Origin of the sequence: Arthrobacter sp. UYP6, assembly GCF_040547315.1 — a bacterium.
Taxonomy (GTDB): domain Bacteria; phylum Actinomycetota; class Actinomycetes; order Actinomycetales; family Micrococcaceae; genus Arthrobacter_B.
Genome location: NZ_JBEPPM010000007.1, coordinates 96,315 through 111,416, shown reverse-complemented (window position 1 = coordinate 111,416; position 15,102 = coordinate 96,315). Strand labels below are relative to the sequence as shown.

At 67.0% G+C, this 15,102-nt stretch carries 15 protein-coding genes; 3 read left to right on the top strand and 12 right to left on the bottom strand.

Annotation, left to right across the window (positions count from 1 at the left end):
- Nucleotides 1–102: 102 nt before the first annotated feature.
- Nucleotides 103–1,266: a heparan-alpha-glucosaminide N-acetyltransferase domain-containing protein gene (locus tag ABIB35_RS07995; RefSeq protein ID WP_354180365.1), complete on the top strand. Its 1,164-nt coding sequence runs from the start codon at nt 103–105 to the stop codon at nt 1,264–1,266.
- Between the two features lie 94 nt (nt 1,267–1,360).
- On the opposite strand, the gene ABIB35_RS07990 is transcribed toward ABIB35_RS07995, so the two are convergent.
- The 10 genes from ABIB35_RS07990 to modA all read right to left on the bottom strand — a co-directional run bounded on the left by ABIB35_RS07990 (nt 1,361) and on the right by modA (nt 9,745).
- A complete protein-coding gene (locus ABIB35_RS07990) occupies nt 1,361–1,822 on the bottom strand; it encodes a hypothetical protein (protein ID WP_354180363.1) in 462 nt (153 codons plus the stop codon).
- A gap of 36 nt (nt 1,823–1,858) precedes the next feature.
- Nucleotides 1,859–2,626 (bottom strand): 4-hydroxy-tetrahydrodipicolinate reductase, encoded by a 768-nt coding sequence (gene dapB / locus ABIB35_RS07985; RefSeq protein WP_354180361.1) that lies wholly within the window; start codon nt 2,624–2,626, stop codon nt 1,859–1,861.
- Between the two features lie 46 nt (nt 2,627–2,672).
- Nucleotides 2,673–3,122: a molybdenum cofactor biosynthesis protein MoaE gene (locus tag ABIB35_RS07980; protein ID WP_354180359.1), complete on the bottom strand. Its 450-nt coding sequence runs from the start codon at nt 3,120–3,122 to the stop codon at nt 2,673–2,675.
- The gene (locus ABIB35_RS07975) at nt 3,112–3,615 is read right to left on the bottom strand and encodes a MogA/MoaB family molybdenum cofactor biosynthesis protein (protein WP_502915754.1); all 504 of its coding nucleotides are present in this window, start codon (nt 3,613–3,615) and stop codon (nt 3,112–3,114) included. Before ABIB35_RS07975 ends, ABIB35_RS07980 begins: the two co-directional genes overlap by 11 nt.
- A 2-nt stretch (nt 3,616–3,617) precedes the next feature.
- Nucleotides 3,618–4,106, bottom strand: coding sequence for a cyclic pyranopterin monophosphate synthase MoaC (gene moaC / locus ABIB35_RS07970; RefSeq protein ID WP_354180355.1), 489 nt, complete (start codon nt 4,104–4,106; stop codon nt 3,618–3,620).
- Nucleotides 4,107–4,132: 26 nt separating this feature from the next.
- Nucleotides 4,133–5,452, bottom strand: coding sequence for a molybdopterin molybdotransferase MoeA (locus ABIB35_RS07965; protein WP_354180353.1), 1,320 nt, complete (start codon nt 5,450–5,452; stop codon nt 4,133–4,135).
- A 30-nt stretch (nt 5,453–5,482) separates the two neighbouring features.
- Nucleotides 5,483–6,283, bottom strand: coding sequence for a tyrosine-protein phosphatase (locus ABIB35_RS07960; protein ID WP_354180466.1), 801 nt, complete (start codon nt 6,281–6,283; stop codon nt 5,483–5,485).
- Nucleotides 6,284–6,347: 64 nt separating this feature from the next.
- Complete coding sequence (locus ABIB35_RS07955) at nt 6,348–7,886, bottom strand: molybdopterin-dependent oxidoreductase (RefSeq protein ID WP_354180351.1); 1,539 nt, start codon at nt 7,884–7,886, stop codon at nt 6,348–6,350.
- Nucleotides 7,887–8,067: 181 nt separating this feature from the next.
- Nucleotides 8,068–8,868, bottom strand: coding sequence for a molybdate ABC transporter permease subunit (locus tag ABIB35_RS07950; RefSeq protein ID WP_354180349.1), 801 nt, complete (start codon nt 8,866–8,868; stop codon nt 8,068–8,070).
- A gap of 100 nt (nt 8,869–8,968) precedes the next feature.
- Nucleotides 8,969–9,745, bottom strand: coding sequence for a molybdate ABC transporter substrate-binding protein (modA, locus tag ABIB35_RS07945; RefSeq protein ID WP_354180347.1), 777 nt, complete (start codon nt 9,743–9,745; stop codon nt 8,969–8,971).
- 38 nt (nt 9,746–9,783) lie between these two features.
- On the opposite strand from modA, the gene moaA reads away from it, so the two are divergent.
- Both moaA and ABIB35_RS07935 read left to right on the top strand, forming a co-directional pair.
- Nucleotides 9,784–10,983, top strand: coding sequence for a GTP 3',8-cyclase MoaA (gene moaA, locus ABIB35_RS07940; protein ID WP_354180345.1), 1,200 nt, complete (start codon nt 9,784–9,786; stop codon nt 10,981–10,983).
- On the top strand, nt 10,984–11,283 hold the full coding sequence (locus ABIB35_RS07935; RefSeq protein WP_354180343.1) for a MoaD/ThiS family protein: 300 nt from the start codon (nt 10,984–10,986) through the stop codon (nt 11,281–11,283). It abuts the gene before it with no gap.
- A 152-nt stretch (nt 11,284–11,435) separates the two neighbouring features.
- On the opposite strand, the gene ABIB35_RS07930 is transcribed toward ABIB35_RS07935, so the two are convergent.
- Both ABIB35_RS07930 and ABIB35_RS07925 read right to left on the bottom strand, forming a co-directional pair.
- On the bottom strand, nt 11,436–12,833 hold the full coding sequence (locus ABIB35_RS07930; RefSeq protein WP_502915749.1) for a M16 family metallopeptidase: 1,398 nt from the start codon (nt 12,831–12,833) through the stop codon (nt 11,436–11,438).
- A complete protein-coding gene (locus ABIB35_RS07925) occupies nt 12,834–15,059 on the bottom strand; it encodes a polyribonucleotide nucleotidyltransferase (protein ID WP_354180342.1) in 2,226 nt (741 codons plus the stop codon).
- Nucleotides 15,060–15,102: the final 43 nt, after the last annotated feature.

Below are 15,102 nucleotides of genomic sequence, written 5' to 3'. Positions count from 1 at the left end.
GGTGCACGCATGGTTGGGACAACGCGGACACGGTTCTGGCGGGCTCGGAGGGCACTGCGGGCTCACTGCGGAAGTTCTGCGCCGCTGTGAGACGATCGGATCATGATCGGACGGCGGCTTACGGGCATCGACGCGGCCCGGGGCATAGCGCTTCTGGGCATGATGGCGACCCACATTTTTTCCCTGTACAACGAGCAGACCGGCGAGCCGAGCTGGACCGGACTTGTGCTCTCCGGACGTTCCTCGGCGCTGTTCGCCGTGGTGGCCGGGATCGGCCTGGCGCTGCTCACCGGCGGTAGCCAGCCGCGGACCGGACGGGCGCTGTCCGCAGACCGCCGCGGCATTGCCGTGCGGGCACTCATTATTGCGCTGGCCGGGCTGACGCTCGGCGGGCTGGACACGTCCATCGCGATTATTCTGTTCCACTACGGGATCCTGTTCCTGCTGGCCCTGCCGTTTGTGGGTATGCCCGTCACGAAGCTTGCGCTCTGGGCCGGCGGCTGGCTGCTGCTCTCGCCGGTTGCGGCGTACCTCGTCCGGCCGTGGATCTACGATCACGTCTCTCCCGCCACACTGGGGTCGAACGTCAGCTGGGAAGCGTTCCTGGAACCGGCCACGCTGGCCGCGGATGTCCTCTTTACCGGCTTCTACCCCGTGGTCCAATGGCTGAGCTATCTGCTGATCGGTCTGACGATCGGCCGGCTGCGGCTCGGCGAGCTGCCGGTTCAGGTGGGGCTGGTGGCAGCTGGAATTGTTGCTGCCGCGGGGGCGAAGTTCCTGAGCTATTACCTGTTGCTGGAGAAGGGCGGCTGGGATGCCATCCTTCAGACCAATGCCGGCCGCACCTGGCCGCTGGCGCAGATGCTGGAAGTCAATCTGGCCGGAGTGGAGCAGACCGGCACCTGGTGGTGGCTGGCGGTCAGCGGGCCGCATTCAGGCACTCCGCTGGATCTGCTGCACACGGCCGGTACCGCAGCCGCCGTCGTCGGCGTGTGCCTGCTGCTGACCCGGGCCCGGCCCAACCTGCTGCTGCCGCTGTCCGCCGCCGGGGCCATGACGCTCACTCTGTACAGCCTGCACGTGTGGATCATGTCCGTCACGGACGCCCAACCGGTTCCGCCGGAACCGGTGTGGCTGTTCTGGATTTCGGCGGTCCTGGCTGCCGGCATCGGCATTCTCTTTGCCAGGCTCGGCTCCCGCGGGCCGCTGGAAATGATCACGCACGGCGCCTCGTCCCTGGCCCGCCACGGGTCCCTCACGAAATAACAGTAGATGTCCTTCTCAGCGCTGAGACGGACATCTACTGCCATCTCGCGGGTGGAGTGGGGCGGGAGAGGGAGGCGCGTTGAGGAAGAGCCGGTTACTTGTAGAGCTTGCCGGCCTGCCGCATGGCACTGCGGGCGCGCTTGCGGTCCCCGGCGGCGTCATATGCGCAGGAGAGCCGGAACCAGGCGCGCCAGGAGGCGGGCTTTGCCTCCACCTCGGCCTGATACTTGGGGAACTCGGCGTCGGCGGCTTCACGGATGATCCGGCCGCCCGGGGTGCGGGGCAGATTATCCACCGGGAGCCCGCCCTCTTCAGCGAGGATGTGGGCCATCTTCTCGGTCCTGCCGCCGAACTGCAGTTCCCGGATCAGCGCCCAGGCCCCCACGATCGGCAGCACCAGGTACGCCGCGCCGAGGGCCTTGGCGCTGAGCTCATCGGTGCCCAGCAGCGTCCAGCCGCGCTGGAAGGAAATCACCAGATAGAACACCAGCAGGAGGGTGACCAGCAGGACGCCGATCTTGGCTTTGTTGGAGAAAAGCCCGGTAAAAAAAGACAAGGTGTTCCTTAAGCGATCAGTGTGGGGAGCAGGAGTTTAGGCATTGGCAGCATTGAGGTTGAGGTAACCGTCAAGGCCAACGGTCAGGCCGGGGTGGGCTGCGGCTTCGCGCACGCCCAGCAGGACGCCGGGCATAAAGGATGCCCGGTCAAAGGAATCGTGCCGGATGGTCAGCTGCTCCCCCACTCCGCCGAAGAGGACTTCCTGATGGGCCACGAGGCCGCGCAGGCGAACAGAGTGGACGCGGACGCCGTCAACATCTGCGCCGCGGGCACCGGGAACTTCCTTGGTGGTGGCATCCGGCGACGGACCCGTGCCGGCATTGGCGCGGGCCTGGGCGATCAGCGCGGCGGTCCGCACGGCGGTTCCCGAGGGTGCATCGATCTTGTCCGGGTGGTGCAGCTCAATGATTTCCACCGATTCAAAATACTTGGCGGCCTGTGCCGCGAAGGCCGAGGCCAGCACGGAGCCCAGGGCAAAGTTCGGAGCAATCAGAACGGCGGTGCCGGGATGTTCCTCCAACAGGGCCGAAAGCCTCTCCAACCGGTCCGCGTCCCAACCGGTGGTGCCCACCACTGCGTGCATGCCGTGCTCCACGGCGAAGCGGACGTTGGCTTCGGTGCTGTCCGGAACGGTGAGGTCAATGACGTACTGCGCACCCGCGGAGACCAGGCTCTCGAGGGAATCCCCCCGGCCCAGGGCGGCCACCAGTTTTAGGTCGGGCGCTGCTTCAACGGCTTTCACGGCTTCGGATCCCATGCGGCCGCCGGCACCGAGGACGGCTACGGCTAGTTGCTCAGTCATACCCCAAGATTACCGGTCACAGCGGGGCGTCACTGACATCCCGGGCTCAGTCGCTGACGCCCACCCACTCGGTGGTCCCGTCGCTGAAGCCCTGTTCCTTCCAGATGGGTACCCGCGTCTTGACGGTGTCCACCAGTTCGGAGCAGGCGGCAAAGGCAACGCCGCGGTGCGCGGCGGCAACGGCGGCCACCAGCGCCGCATCACCAATCTGCAGCGGACCGGTGCGGTGCCCCACCCAGATCCGGACGCCGTCATACTTCGCCGCCATGTCAGCGGCCACCTCGGCAATGACCTCTTCAGCGCTTGGATGCGCACTGTAGGAGAGGCTGGCGACGCCGCGGCCGCCGTCGTGGTTGCGGACAATGCCGCTGAAGCCCACCACCGCGCCGCACTCGGGCGACCAGGCGGCATTGTGGGCATGCTCGGCGTTCAGCGGCACCTCCGACACGGTGGCCCGGACCACCTCGGAGGTGCTCATTGTGTTCTCAGTGCTCATTTCGTCCTTCCAGCTGCCCGCAGATGTGTCCGATCACCGGCTCCAGCACCGCCAGACCGTCCGCCACCGCACCGGGCGACCCCGGCAGGTTCACGATGAAAGTCCGTCCCGCAGTGCCGGCATGGCCGCGGCTGATGGCTGCCATTGGCGTCTTGGTACGCCCGTCCGCGCGCAGCGCCTCCATGATCCCCGGCACCTCCCGGTCCAGCAGCGGCAGCGTCTGTTCGGGGGTGAGGTCATCGGGGCTCAGCCCGGTGCCGCCGCTGGTGAGGATTACTGCCGGTTCCAGCGCAAGCATCCGGCGCAGCGCCTCACCCACTGCGGCGCCGTCCGGCACCACTTCGGCGAGCACCACGTCAAACCCCAGCGCATATAACCAGTCCGAGGCCAACGGCCCGCATTTGTCCTCATACTTACCCCGGGCTGCACGCGTGGAGGCGATAAGGACGGCTGCAGTGCGGCGTGGCTGCTGGTGCGGTGTTGACGGGTGGATGCTCACAGTGTCCAGTCTCCGCTCTTGCCGCCGGATTTGGCGAGCACCTGGATGTCGGTGATCGAGGCGTGCTTGTCCACGGCCTTGATCATGTCGTACAGCGTCAGGGCCGCCACGGAGGCCGCGGTCAGCGCTTCCATTTCGACGCCGGTGAGCGCCTTGGTCTTCACCGTGGCCAGGATGACGACGTCGGCTTCCCCGGCTTCAAAGTCCACGGTCACCTTGGTCAGGGGCAGCGGATGGCACAGCGGAATCAGGGTGGAGGTCTGCTTCGCGCCCATGATCCCGGCAATCCGCGACACGGCCAGAGCATCTCCCTTGGGGAGCCCGCCGTCGAACACCAGCTTGATCACCTCGGCGGTGGTGCGCAGCCGTGCGGTAGCCGTGGCCACGCGCGTGGTTTCGGTCTTAGCGGACACATCCACCATATGGGCGGAGCCGTCCTCGCGGACATGGGTGAGCCCCAGGGGCTGCTCGTCGCTGCCGGTCATGGAAAAACTCCTTTTAGCGGATGCAATTAGTCCAACAGCCATACTGTCACTTCTGCACCGGCCGGAACGGTGTCCATTTCGGCCGGGATGTGCACCAGGGCGTTCGATGAAGCCAAGGCATGCACCAGATGCGAACCGGGGCCGCCGATCAGCTCGACCCGGCCAACGGCTCCCGGTACGGCGGGCGGGCTGTAGCGGCCGCGCCGCACCTGGTACTTTCCGGCAGGGCTGTGCGCTTCTTCGGTCAGCACGGCAGGCAGCTGCGCACGTGGTGCGGGCCGGCCGGTGACGGCGCCGAGTGCCGGGCGCAGAAACATCTCAAAGGACACCAGGGAGCTCACCGGGTTGCCCGGGAAACCGAGAAACGGGATCCCGTCCAGGGAACCGATTCCCTGCGGGCCGCCGGGCTGCATGGCCACTGACAGAAACTGCACGCCGTCGGAGGCCAGGGCGAGGCGCACCACTTCGTAGGCTCCCTTGCTGATGCCGCCGGAGGTGAGGATCAGGTCCACGCGATGCCGCCCCAGATCGTCGCGGAGCCGGGCCAGGAACTCATCCGGTGAATCGGCCACGATACGGGCGAGGACCACTTCGGCGCCGGCTTCCTGCAGGCTCACGGCCAGCAGTGTGGTGTTGGCATCGTGGATTTGTCCCGGTTCCAGCGGCCGTCCGGGCTCCACCACCTCATCCCCGGTGCTCAGCAGCAGCACCTGAAACGGTGCGTGAACCAACACCTGCGGAATTCCGAGGGCGGCCAGCAGGCCCAGCTGGGAGGCGCCCAGAGGGGTTCCGTCGCTCAGGGCCACGGCGCCGGCACGGATATCGCTGCCCGCGGGCCGGACGTATTCTCCCGGGGACACTCCTGCGGGAAGGGCAACCGTGGCGCCGGGCAGTTCCCGCTCCGAGGGGAACCGGGCCGGTACCGCGCGTTCAATGGGCACGACGGCGTCGGCGCCCGCCGGCAGCATGGCCCCGGTCATGATCGGGGCGGCGCTTCCCGGCGGCAGCGGCGGAGCGGATATCCCGGCGGGTATGGGCGTGGTGACGGGCAGCTCGGCCCGGGTGCCGCCGGGGTTCGCCAGATCGGCTGTCCGGACGGCGTAGCCATCCATCTGGGAGTTATCGAAGGGGGGAAGGCTGCCCGGAGCCCGGACGTCCTCCGCCAGGACCCGCCCGGCAGCCCGGACGAGGTCAAGAACTTCGGTGGGTGATGCTGCGTCCGTGTACGCCGGAGCTGCCGGGCGCTCTGCCGGGCGCCGGGTTGTCAGCAGCAAGTTTTGCAGCAGCAGCTGTACGGCTTCCTGGTGCTCGGCCACAGTGCGCGGCTGGTTGCCTCGAGTATCCATGTTTTCCTCGGTTCCGGAAGGGGCGGGCCGCTAGGCCCGCAGCCGACGGCCCAGCACTTCCAGCTCGGCCCCAGAGAGTCCGCTGGCCAACAAATAGTTGGCCGCACCGCCGTGTTCGGCAGCCACCCACTCCATGGCCACGGTAAGTGCTTCCGCAGGTGCCCGGGTGACCAGCGTAATAATCTCTTCGCTCAGGGGCACACCCATACCGGCGATCATGCCGAGCATCCGGTCGGCCCAGGCCCCTGCAAGGTTTGATTCACTTCGCTCATAGTCGGCGGTCACGGCCTCCGGTTCAACGCCGACGGCACTCAAGATCAGGGCAATCGCCACGCCGGTGCGGTCCTTGCCTGCGGTGCAGTGAACCAGCGTGGCCGAGCCGTGGCGGGAGGCTGCCACCCGGCGGGCGGTAGCGGCGAACGCAGCGCCGCCGTCCTGCAGCATGCCTGTATAAAGCTCACCCAGGCTGGGCAGCTGAGCCACTGCGGCCTGCACTGCGCGGGCGGCCGCATCAGGGTCCCCCGAGCGGCTGGCCTGCTGCATCTTCTCCTGGGCCATTCCGGTGAAGGCACCTTCGAACAGGGACATCTCCACGGTTGTCAACGGGCGCCCCGCCGGGAGCCGGTCCGGCGCCATCTCCTGTTCTCCGGGAGTGCGGTAGTCCACGATCACGTCTATGGCCGAGCCGGCGAGGCATTCCAGACCGCGCGGCGTCAAGGAGTTGAGGGCGTCCGAACGGCAGAGGACACCGGAGGCGGTTTTGCCTCCTCCGGTCAACGGCAGACCGCCGATATCGCGAAAGTTGACGGTACCTTCCAGAGTGCTGATCATCACACACCGACCCTAACGCATTGAGGTGTTCCGGCCGGAGCCGGTTGTTGTTTGCCCATCGGGTTCAGCGGACGCTAAGCCGGATAGTGTGCAGGCCGGTGGCGCCGTCGGGCACAACCGGCCGCTCGGTTTCATCCTGCTCAACACCGTTGGCGTCGATGGCACGTACGGTGACCGTGTGATTGCCCGGGCTCAGGTCCAGGCCGGCGGACCACTGCACCCAGGTGTCCGCCGAGATGGCGGCGGCGAGCTCTGCGTCCTGCCAGTCGCCGTCGTCGACCCTGACCTGAACACCGCTGATACCGGTGTGCTGCGCCCAGGCCATGCCGGCCACGGTCACTGTCCCGGCGTCCACCGCCGCACCCGGGGAGGGCGTGTCAATGCGGGACGAGAGCTTGATCGGTCCGCGCTCGGTCCAGCCCCGCTGGGTCCAGTAGGCCACCTCGTCGGAGAACCGGGTGACCTTGAGTTCGGTGACCCATTTGGTTGCCGAAACGTAGCCGTACAGGCCCGGCACCACCAGGCGCACCGGGAAGCCGTGTTCCAGCGGCAACGGTTCCCCGTTCATTCCCACGGCCAGCAGCGCGTCGCGCTGATCGGTCAGGGCCTGAAGCGGGGTGGAGGCGGTCCAGCCGTCCTTGCCGGTGGAAAGCACCATGTCAGCGCCGTCCTGCACGCCGGCCTCCGCCAGCAGGTTACGCACCGGCCAGCCCAGCCACTTGGCGTTGCCGATCAGGCTGCCGCCCACCTCATTGGAGACGCAGGCCAGCGTGACGTAGCTTTCCTGCAGCGGTTTGGCCAGCAGCTCATCGAAACTGATCTCCACCTCGCGGTCCACCATCCCGGTGACCTTGAGGGTCCATTGCCGGGCATCCACCAGGGGCACGCTCAGGGCGGTATCGATGCGGTAAAAATCCGCGGCCGGTGTCAGCACCGAATCGAGGCCGGGCAGCCCCAGCTCCGTTCCGGCCGGCAGCGGGGCGGCCGGGGTGGCAGCGGCGGGCAGGACCACGCCGTCGCGCAGGGCCACCGCGTTGACCTGCCCCACCCGCGACCCGCTGGCCAGGGCACCGGCCACCACGCCGACGGCGGCTCCCCCGCCCACTGTTTTCAGCACGTCGCGCCGGCGGGGACCGGCGTCGTCTGGCGCTGCGTCCCGCCAGGAGCCAATGCGGGCCAGCAGCGCCCGGAGCACCAGTATCCCCACCGCCGCAGCCAGCAGCGGAGGTACCAGGGAAAGCACGCTCATCTGCGCCCGGGTGAGTACGGCGGCCAGACCGGCCGCACCGAAGAGCCCGATGACGACGGCGCCCGCGGGCGGGCGGCGCAGCTGCAGGACGCCGGCGGCTGCACCGCACACGGCGATGACCACGGCCATGGCCACCAGGAAAGCTGCCTTGTCGGCGGTTCCGAACAGGCCGATGGCCCAGTCCTTCACCGGCCCCGGCATGGCGTCGATCACCACGGAGCCCACTGCACTGACCGGAGAGAGCGACGGGCTCATCAGCGCTGCGGAAAGCTCTCCCGCAGCCACGCCCAGGCCCACGGCCACCACTCCCGCTGCGGCAGCCCACAGGGCAAAATTCGGGGCCTTGCGTGTCATGCCGCTCGCTTCCATTAATGCTGATGGTGCCGGTGAATCCGGCACCGCTCTGTTGTAGGCACCGCTCTGTTGCGGGTGCTGCCCCGTTATGGGTGCTGCTCTGTTCTACCGGTACCGGCTGGACAAATCCTGATAGGCCGGGCAACCCCGCCGGCCTATCAGGATCGGCAGGCTACGCCGGTCAGCGCGGCAGCAGCAGCGCCACTCCGAAGCGTGCCAGTGCCAGCAGCACCAAGTAGAGCGAAATCAGGATCAGGCAGATGCCCAGCGCAATTTCGGGCTGGTTGGAATTGAGGCTCAGTTCAATCTGCAGCGGCAGGGTGCGGGTGCGCCCCTCAATGCTGCCGGCGAAGGTGATGGTGGCACCGTATTCACCCAGGGACCGGGCGAAGGCCAGCAGTGCGCCCACAATGATGCCCGGCAGCGCCAGCGGCACGGTGATGTAGCGCAGGATCGCTGTGGGGCCGGCTCCCGAGGTGGCCGCCGCCATTTCCAGATCATGGTCCACCGCCCGCAGGCTGCTCAGGGACGCCACCACAAAGAACGGAAGAGAGACGAAGACCTGGACAATCAGCACTGCTGCCGGCGAATAGCCCACACCGAGACCCACAGATTCCAGCGCCCGGCCGGCGACCCCCTGCCGCCCCCAAAAGTAGAGCAGCGCGATTCCGGACACTACCGGAGACAGCACCAGGGGAATGAGCAGGATCCCACGCAGCAGCTGCATCCACGGCCCGGCCAGCTTGCTGAACAGCACCGCCAGCGGCAGGCCCAGCACCACACAGATCAGGGTTGAACCCACGGAGGTTGCCAGCGACAGCCCCAGCGCGGTGCGGGCTTCGGAAGCAGTCAGCAGCGAGCCCAAAGAAGTCCAGGGGACGTTCAACAGCAGCGCGGCCACCGGGCCGGCGCAGAATAACAGCGCCAGCGAGGCCGGGATCCAGAGCCAGGCCGGGGTGGTGGCACGTGCGCCCCGGTTCATCGCGCCGACTCTTTCCTGAGCCGCGCGCCGGTCCCTGCCCGCGGTGTCCGGCCGCCTTCCCGGCCGCTTTCCCGAAAGGGCACCCGGCGGCTTGCCGGGCTCACTGCCCCGGAGGCCGGAAGCCGGCGTCGGCGAAGATTCGGGCGGCGTCCTCCCCTGCAAGCCACTCGTAGAATCGGACAGCTGCCGCATGCTCTGCTCCCTCCGCGGTCAGGGCCGCGGGGTACTGGTTGGGGTCTGGATCACTCACTTCAAGATACGTCACCCCTTGGTTCGCAGCCGAGAGCGCGTCGGTTTGGTACACCAGCCCGGCATCCGCCTGACCCGTTGCCACTTTGGTCAGGACCGATCGGACGCTGTCTTCCCGGCTTTCCCCGTCCAAAGCCACCCCGGCGGTCTCCAGCACGCGCGCAGCGGCCCGGCCGCACGGCACCGACGCCGCACACACGGCCGACTGAATCTGAGGTGAAGCCAGATCAGCGAGCGACGCCACCTGGCCGGGGTTTCCCGGCGCCAGCGCCAGGACCGTCGTGTTCCCGGCGACCACCTGTTCAGCTGAGATCAGGCCTTCGTCGCGGACCGCGTCCAAGGACTCCAGGTCGGCAGTGATGACGACGTCCGCCGGCGCGCCGGACAAAAGCTGTCCGGCGAGCTGGGCGCTTGAGCCGAGGTTGATGCGAAGCCGGCCGCCGCCGTCGTAGGCTTCATTCATGGCTCCGATCACATCCGTGAGCGAAGCGGCTGCGAATACCGTGATGTCGGGTGCCTGCGAACCATTAGCCCCGCCGTCTGCAACCGGTGCTGAACAGCCTGCTGCAACCGCCAGCAGTGCGGCGGAGGCAGTCAGGATTCGCTGGTTTCGACGGATCAAACGCATTGATAGAGCCTAACCGTGAAAGGGCGTAACCTCGACCCATGGGTATCCAGCTGGGAATGCCGTCCATCGGCTCGCCGTCAACCGCGGGCGGCTCGGCCGCGTCCGCTTCCGCCGGTTGTGCCACCGGCTCTGATGAAGCTGACGCCGCAGGTTCACCGTCCCTCGGCTCCGCCACCAACGGTTCGGCCGCGGCCGCCGGCATCCGCGCCGCCGACGGGCTCTTGGACCGTTACGGGCGCCGGGCCTCCGACATGCGGCTGTCCCTGACGGACAAATGCAACCTGCGCTGCACCTACTGCATGCCTGCCGAGGGCCTGGACTGGCTGGCGAAGGACAAGGTGCTCTCCGGCGCGGAGATTATTCGCCTGGTGCGGATCGGCGTCGATGTTCTGGGAGTGCGGGAGCTGCGCCTCACCGGAGGCGAACCGCTGGTGCGCGCCGACCTGGTGGACATCGTGGCCGGCATCCGTGCCAACCATCCCGACCTCCCGATTTCGCTGACCACCAACGGGCTGGGCTTGGACAAAAAAGCACAGCCGCTCAAAGATGCCGGGCTGACCCGGATTAATGTCTCGCTGGACTCCCTGCATCCGGACACCTTTGCGCAGCTGACCCGTCGTCCGTTCCTGTCCCGGGTCCTGGCCGGGGTGGAGGAGGCCGCACGGGTAGGGCTGGGACTGATCAAGATCAACGCGGTCCTGATGCGCGGGATCAACGACGTCGAGTCCCCGGAGCTGCTTGAATGGGCGCTCAGCCACGGCTTTGAGCTGCGCTTCATTGAGCAGATGCCCCTGGATGCGGACCACGGCTGGACCCGGGACGGAATGATCACCGCGGCGGAGATCCGCGGCCGGCTGGAGCGGGATTTCATTCTCACTCCCGATCCGCGCCAGCGCGACGGCGCCCCCGCCGAACGCTGGGAAGTCCGGCGCCGCAGCGCCCCGGACACCGTTGCCGGGATCGTGGGTATCATCGCCTCGGTGACGGAGCCGTTCTGCGCGGACTGCCGCCGCACCCGGATCACGGCCGAAGGCAAGGTGCGCAGCTGCCTGTTTTCGCATGAGGAAACGGATCTGCTGGACCTGCTCCGTTCCCCCGACGCCGACGACGCCCTGGTGGCGGCACGCTGGCAGGACGCCATGTGGGGCAAGCCCAAGGCGCACGGCATGGACCATACGGGGCTCGGCGACGCTGACTATGTGCAGCCGGACCGGACCATGAGCGCGATAGGCGGCTAAGTGCTAGTTCGATACTTTGGTGCGGCCAAGGCCGCGTCCGGTGTGGAGGAGGAAACTCTGCCCTGCCTCGAGCCCGGCGTGGACGGCGTTGCCGAGGGCGCGCCGCTAAGTGAACTGCTGGAATTCCTGGCGACCCGGCATGCCCTGGCACCCGAGGGCGCTGCCCCGGGCGCTTTGCCGCTCAAAAGCGTGATTTCCCGCAGCACGTTCCTGGTGAACGGCTTCGCTGCGCGGGACCGGTCCCTGGCTCTGGCTGCCGGGGACACCGTGGACATCCTGCCGCCCTTTGCCGGCGGCTGAGCCGGGCCGCGCCCGTGCGGTGGGCCGCGCCCCCGTTGTCCCCCGCCGTCGTCGGTCCCCGAAAGCCCCTCCAACATACAGAAAGAGCACGTCCCAGCGCTGGGACGTGCACCTTCTGTATGTTCGATGGAACGGGAACGGGAACGGGAAGGCTAGAAGCCCAGCTCCGACGCCGATTCGAACGGGCCGACAATCGTGATGGTGCGCGGTGCCGCAGCCAGTTCAGCGGCCAGCGCCTGCACTTCCACCGCAGTCACTGAACCAATGCGGGCCAGCGATTCGTCAATGTCGATGAATTCACCGCTGACCAGTTCGGCCCGGCCCAGGCGGGACATGCGCGAACTGGAATCCTCCAGCGCCATGACCATGCCCCCGGCAATCTGGCCGCGGGCCTTCTTCAGCTCGGCCTCATCCACACCATCGGCCGCCAGACGCTCCAGCTCGGACCCCATCAGGTCAATGACCTGCCGGGTCTTGGCCGGGGAGCAGCCCGCGTACATGCCGAAGTATCCGGCATCGGCGTAGGACGCCGAGAAGGAGTACGTGGAGTACACCAGGCCGCGCTTTTCGCGGATTTCCTGGAACAGGCGCGAGGACATGCCGCCGCCGAGGATCGTGTTCAGCACGCTCATCGCAAACCGGCGGTCATCGGTGGCCGTCAGCGACGGGCAGCCCATGACCACATTGGCCTGTTCGACCGGCCGGTTGATGACCTGAACTCCGGCGGTGCCGGTGATGACTGCAGGCTCGGTGTTCCGGCGCGGCGCCGGCGTGGCGTCCTCGGACAGGTCCCAGCCCGCTTTTTTCAGGGCGTCGAGCACCAGCGCACAGACGTCGTCGTGCTCCAGGCCGCCGGCAGCGGTAACCACCAGTTCAGTGGGGCGGTAGTAGCGCCGGTAGTGCTCCAGCACGGCTTCGCGCGGAACGCTCATGATGGCTTCGGGAGTGCCGCCGATGGGGCGGCCCAGGGCGTGGTCGCCCAGGACGGCTTCGGCAAACTTTTCGTGGCACAGGTCAGCGGGATCATCGGCATCCATGGCGATTTCTTCCAGGATGACGTCGCGTTCCTGCTCCAGTTCCTCCGGGTCCAGGACCGCGGAGGTGATCATGTCCGTGATGACGTCAATGGCCATCGGCAGATCGGTATCCAGCACCCGGGCGTAATAGCAGGTGCTTTCCTTGGCCGTGGCCGCATTGGATTCCCCGCCAACCTCGTCAAAGGCCAGGGCGATGTCCAGCGCGGAACGGCGCGTGGTGCCCTTGAACAGCAGGTGTTCAAGGAAGTGGGTTGAGCCGTGCCGGCCCGCGGCTTCATCCCGCGAGCCGACACCAACCCAAAAACCGATGGTCGCGCTCCGCTGCCCGGGCATGGCCTCGGTCAGCACGCGCACCCCGCCCGGAAGGACGGAACGGTGCACGACGGCGCCTCCCGGAGTTCCCATCACAAGGGACGGTTCGCCGGGAAGAGTGGTCAGCGGAAGGCGGACAACCGTCCCGGATGCCGGAGCATGTCCGGCATCGGGACGGTTTCCATCAGCAATGTGTGACATTTACTCTGCGGACTCGGTTTCTGCTGCTTCTTCGCCTTCGGCGTCGTCAGCAACTACCGGAGACAGGGAGAGCTTTCCGCGGTCATCGATCTTGGTGATTTCCACCTGGATCTTCTGGCCGACGGAGACAACCTCGTCAACGTTGTCCACGCGCTTGCCGCCGGCGAGCTTGCGCAGCTCGGAGATGTGAAGCAGGCCGTCCTTGCCCGGGGTCAGGGAAACGAAAGCACCGAACGTGGTGGTCTTCACAACCGTACCCAGGTACCGCTCGCCGATCTCGGGGATCTGCGGGTTGGCGATGGCGTTGACCGCCGCACGGGCTGCCTCGGCGGATTCGCCGTTGGTTGCGCCGATGAGGACCGTGCCGTCATCTTCAATGGAGATGTCAGCGCCGGTGTCTTCCTGGATCTGGTTGATCATCTTGCCCTTGGGGCCAATGAGCTCGCCGATCTTGTCCACGGGGATCTTCACCGAGATGATGCGCGGGGCGTACTCGGAGAGCTCGTCCGGGGTGTCGATCGCAGCGTCCATGACGCCGAGGATGTGCAGGCGGGCTTCGCGGGCCTGCTTCAGTGCTGCTGCCAGCACGGATGCGGGGATGCCGTCGAGCTTCGTGTCCAGCTGGATGGCCGTGACGAACTCGGAGGTACCGGCAACCTTGAAGTCCATGTCGCCGAAGGCATCTTCGGCGCCGAGGATATCGGTCAGGGCGGCGTAGCGGGTTTCGCCGTCAACCTGGTCGGAGACCAGGCCCATGGCGATGCCGGCAACCGGAGCGCGCAGCGGAACACCGGCGTTGAGCATGGACAGCGTCGAGGCGCAGACCGAACCCATGGAGGTGGAACCGTTGGAGCTCAGGGCTTCGGAGACCTGGCGGATGGCGTACGGGAATTCTTCACGCGTGGGCAGCACCGGCATGAGCGCACGCTCGGCCAGGGCACCGTGGCCGATTTCGCGGCGCTTGGGCGAACCCACGCGGCCGGTTTCACCGGTGGAGTACGGCGGGAAGTTGTAGTTGTGCATGTAGCGCTTGCGCGTTACCGGCGACAGCGAGTCAATCTGCTGTTCCATCTTCAGCATGTTCAGCGTGGTGACACCCAGGATCTGGGTTTCGCCGCGCTCGAAGATAGCCGAACCGTGCACGCGGGGCAGAACCTCAACCTCGGCGGTCAGCTGGCGGATGTCCGTCAGGCCGCGGCCGTCGATGCGGATCTGGTCCTTGAGGATGCGCTGGCGCACAACCTGCTTGGTGACGGAGCGGAACGCTGCGGAGAGTTCCTTCTCGCGGCCTTCGAACTTCTCGGAGAGCGAAGTTACAACTTCGTCCTTGAGCTCGTCGGCGGCAATGTCGCGGTCCTGCTTGTCAGCGATCGAGAAGACCTTGGCCAGCTTGTCAGCGGCTGCGGCTTCCACGGCTTCGTAGACGTCGTCCTGGTAATCCAGGAAGATCGGGAACTCGACGGTGGGCTTGGCGGCGCGGGCAGCCAGGTCCGACTGTGCTTCGCACAGGACCTTGATGAACGGCTTGGCAGCTTCCAGGCCCTCGGCAACAACCTCTTCGGTCGGGGCGGTGGCGCCCTCTTCCTTGATGAGGTTCCAGGCGGCGTCGGTGGCTTCGGCTTCCACCATCATGATGGCGACGTCGTCACCGGCGATACGGCCGGCAACCACCATGGAGAAGACTGCGCGCTCCAGTTCGGAGTGCTTCGGGAAGGCAACCCACTGGTCGTCGATCAGGGCAACGCGGACGCCGCCGATCGGACCGGAGAACGGCAGGCCGCTCAGCTGGGTGGACATGGAGGACGCGTTGATGGCCACGACGTCGTAGAGCACGTCGGGGTTGATCGCCAGGACGGTGACCACAATCTGGACCTCGTTGCGCAGGCCCTTGACGAAGGCGGGGCGCAGCGGGCGGTCCATCAGGCGGCAGGCCAGGATGGCTTCGGTGGACGGGCGGCCTTCGCGGCGGAAGAACGAGCCCGGGATGCGGCCGGCGGCGTACATGCGCTCTTCGACATCCACGGTCAGCGGGAAGAAGTCAAAGCCTTCGCGCGGGGACTTGCCGGCGGACGTAGCCGACAGCAGGACGGTGTCATCGTCGATGTAGACAGTGGCTGCGCCTGCAGCCTGCTGGGCCAGACGGCCGGTTTCGAAGCGGATGACGCGCTGGCCGTACTTGCCGTTGTCAATGACGGCTTCTGAGAACTGAATTTCGGGACCCTCCATAGAGAGTCACCTCCGTTTCTTCATTGGCGGAGGCATCCAGCAT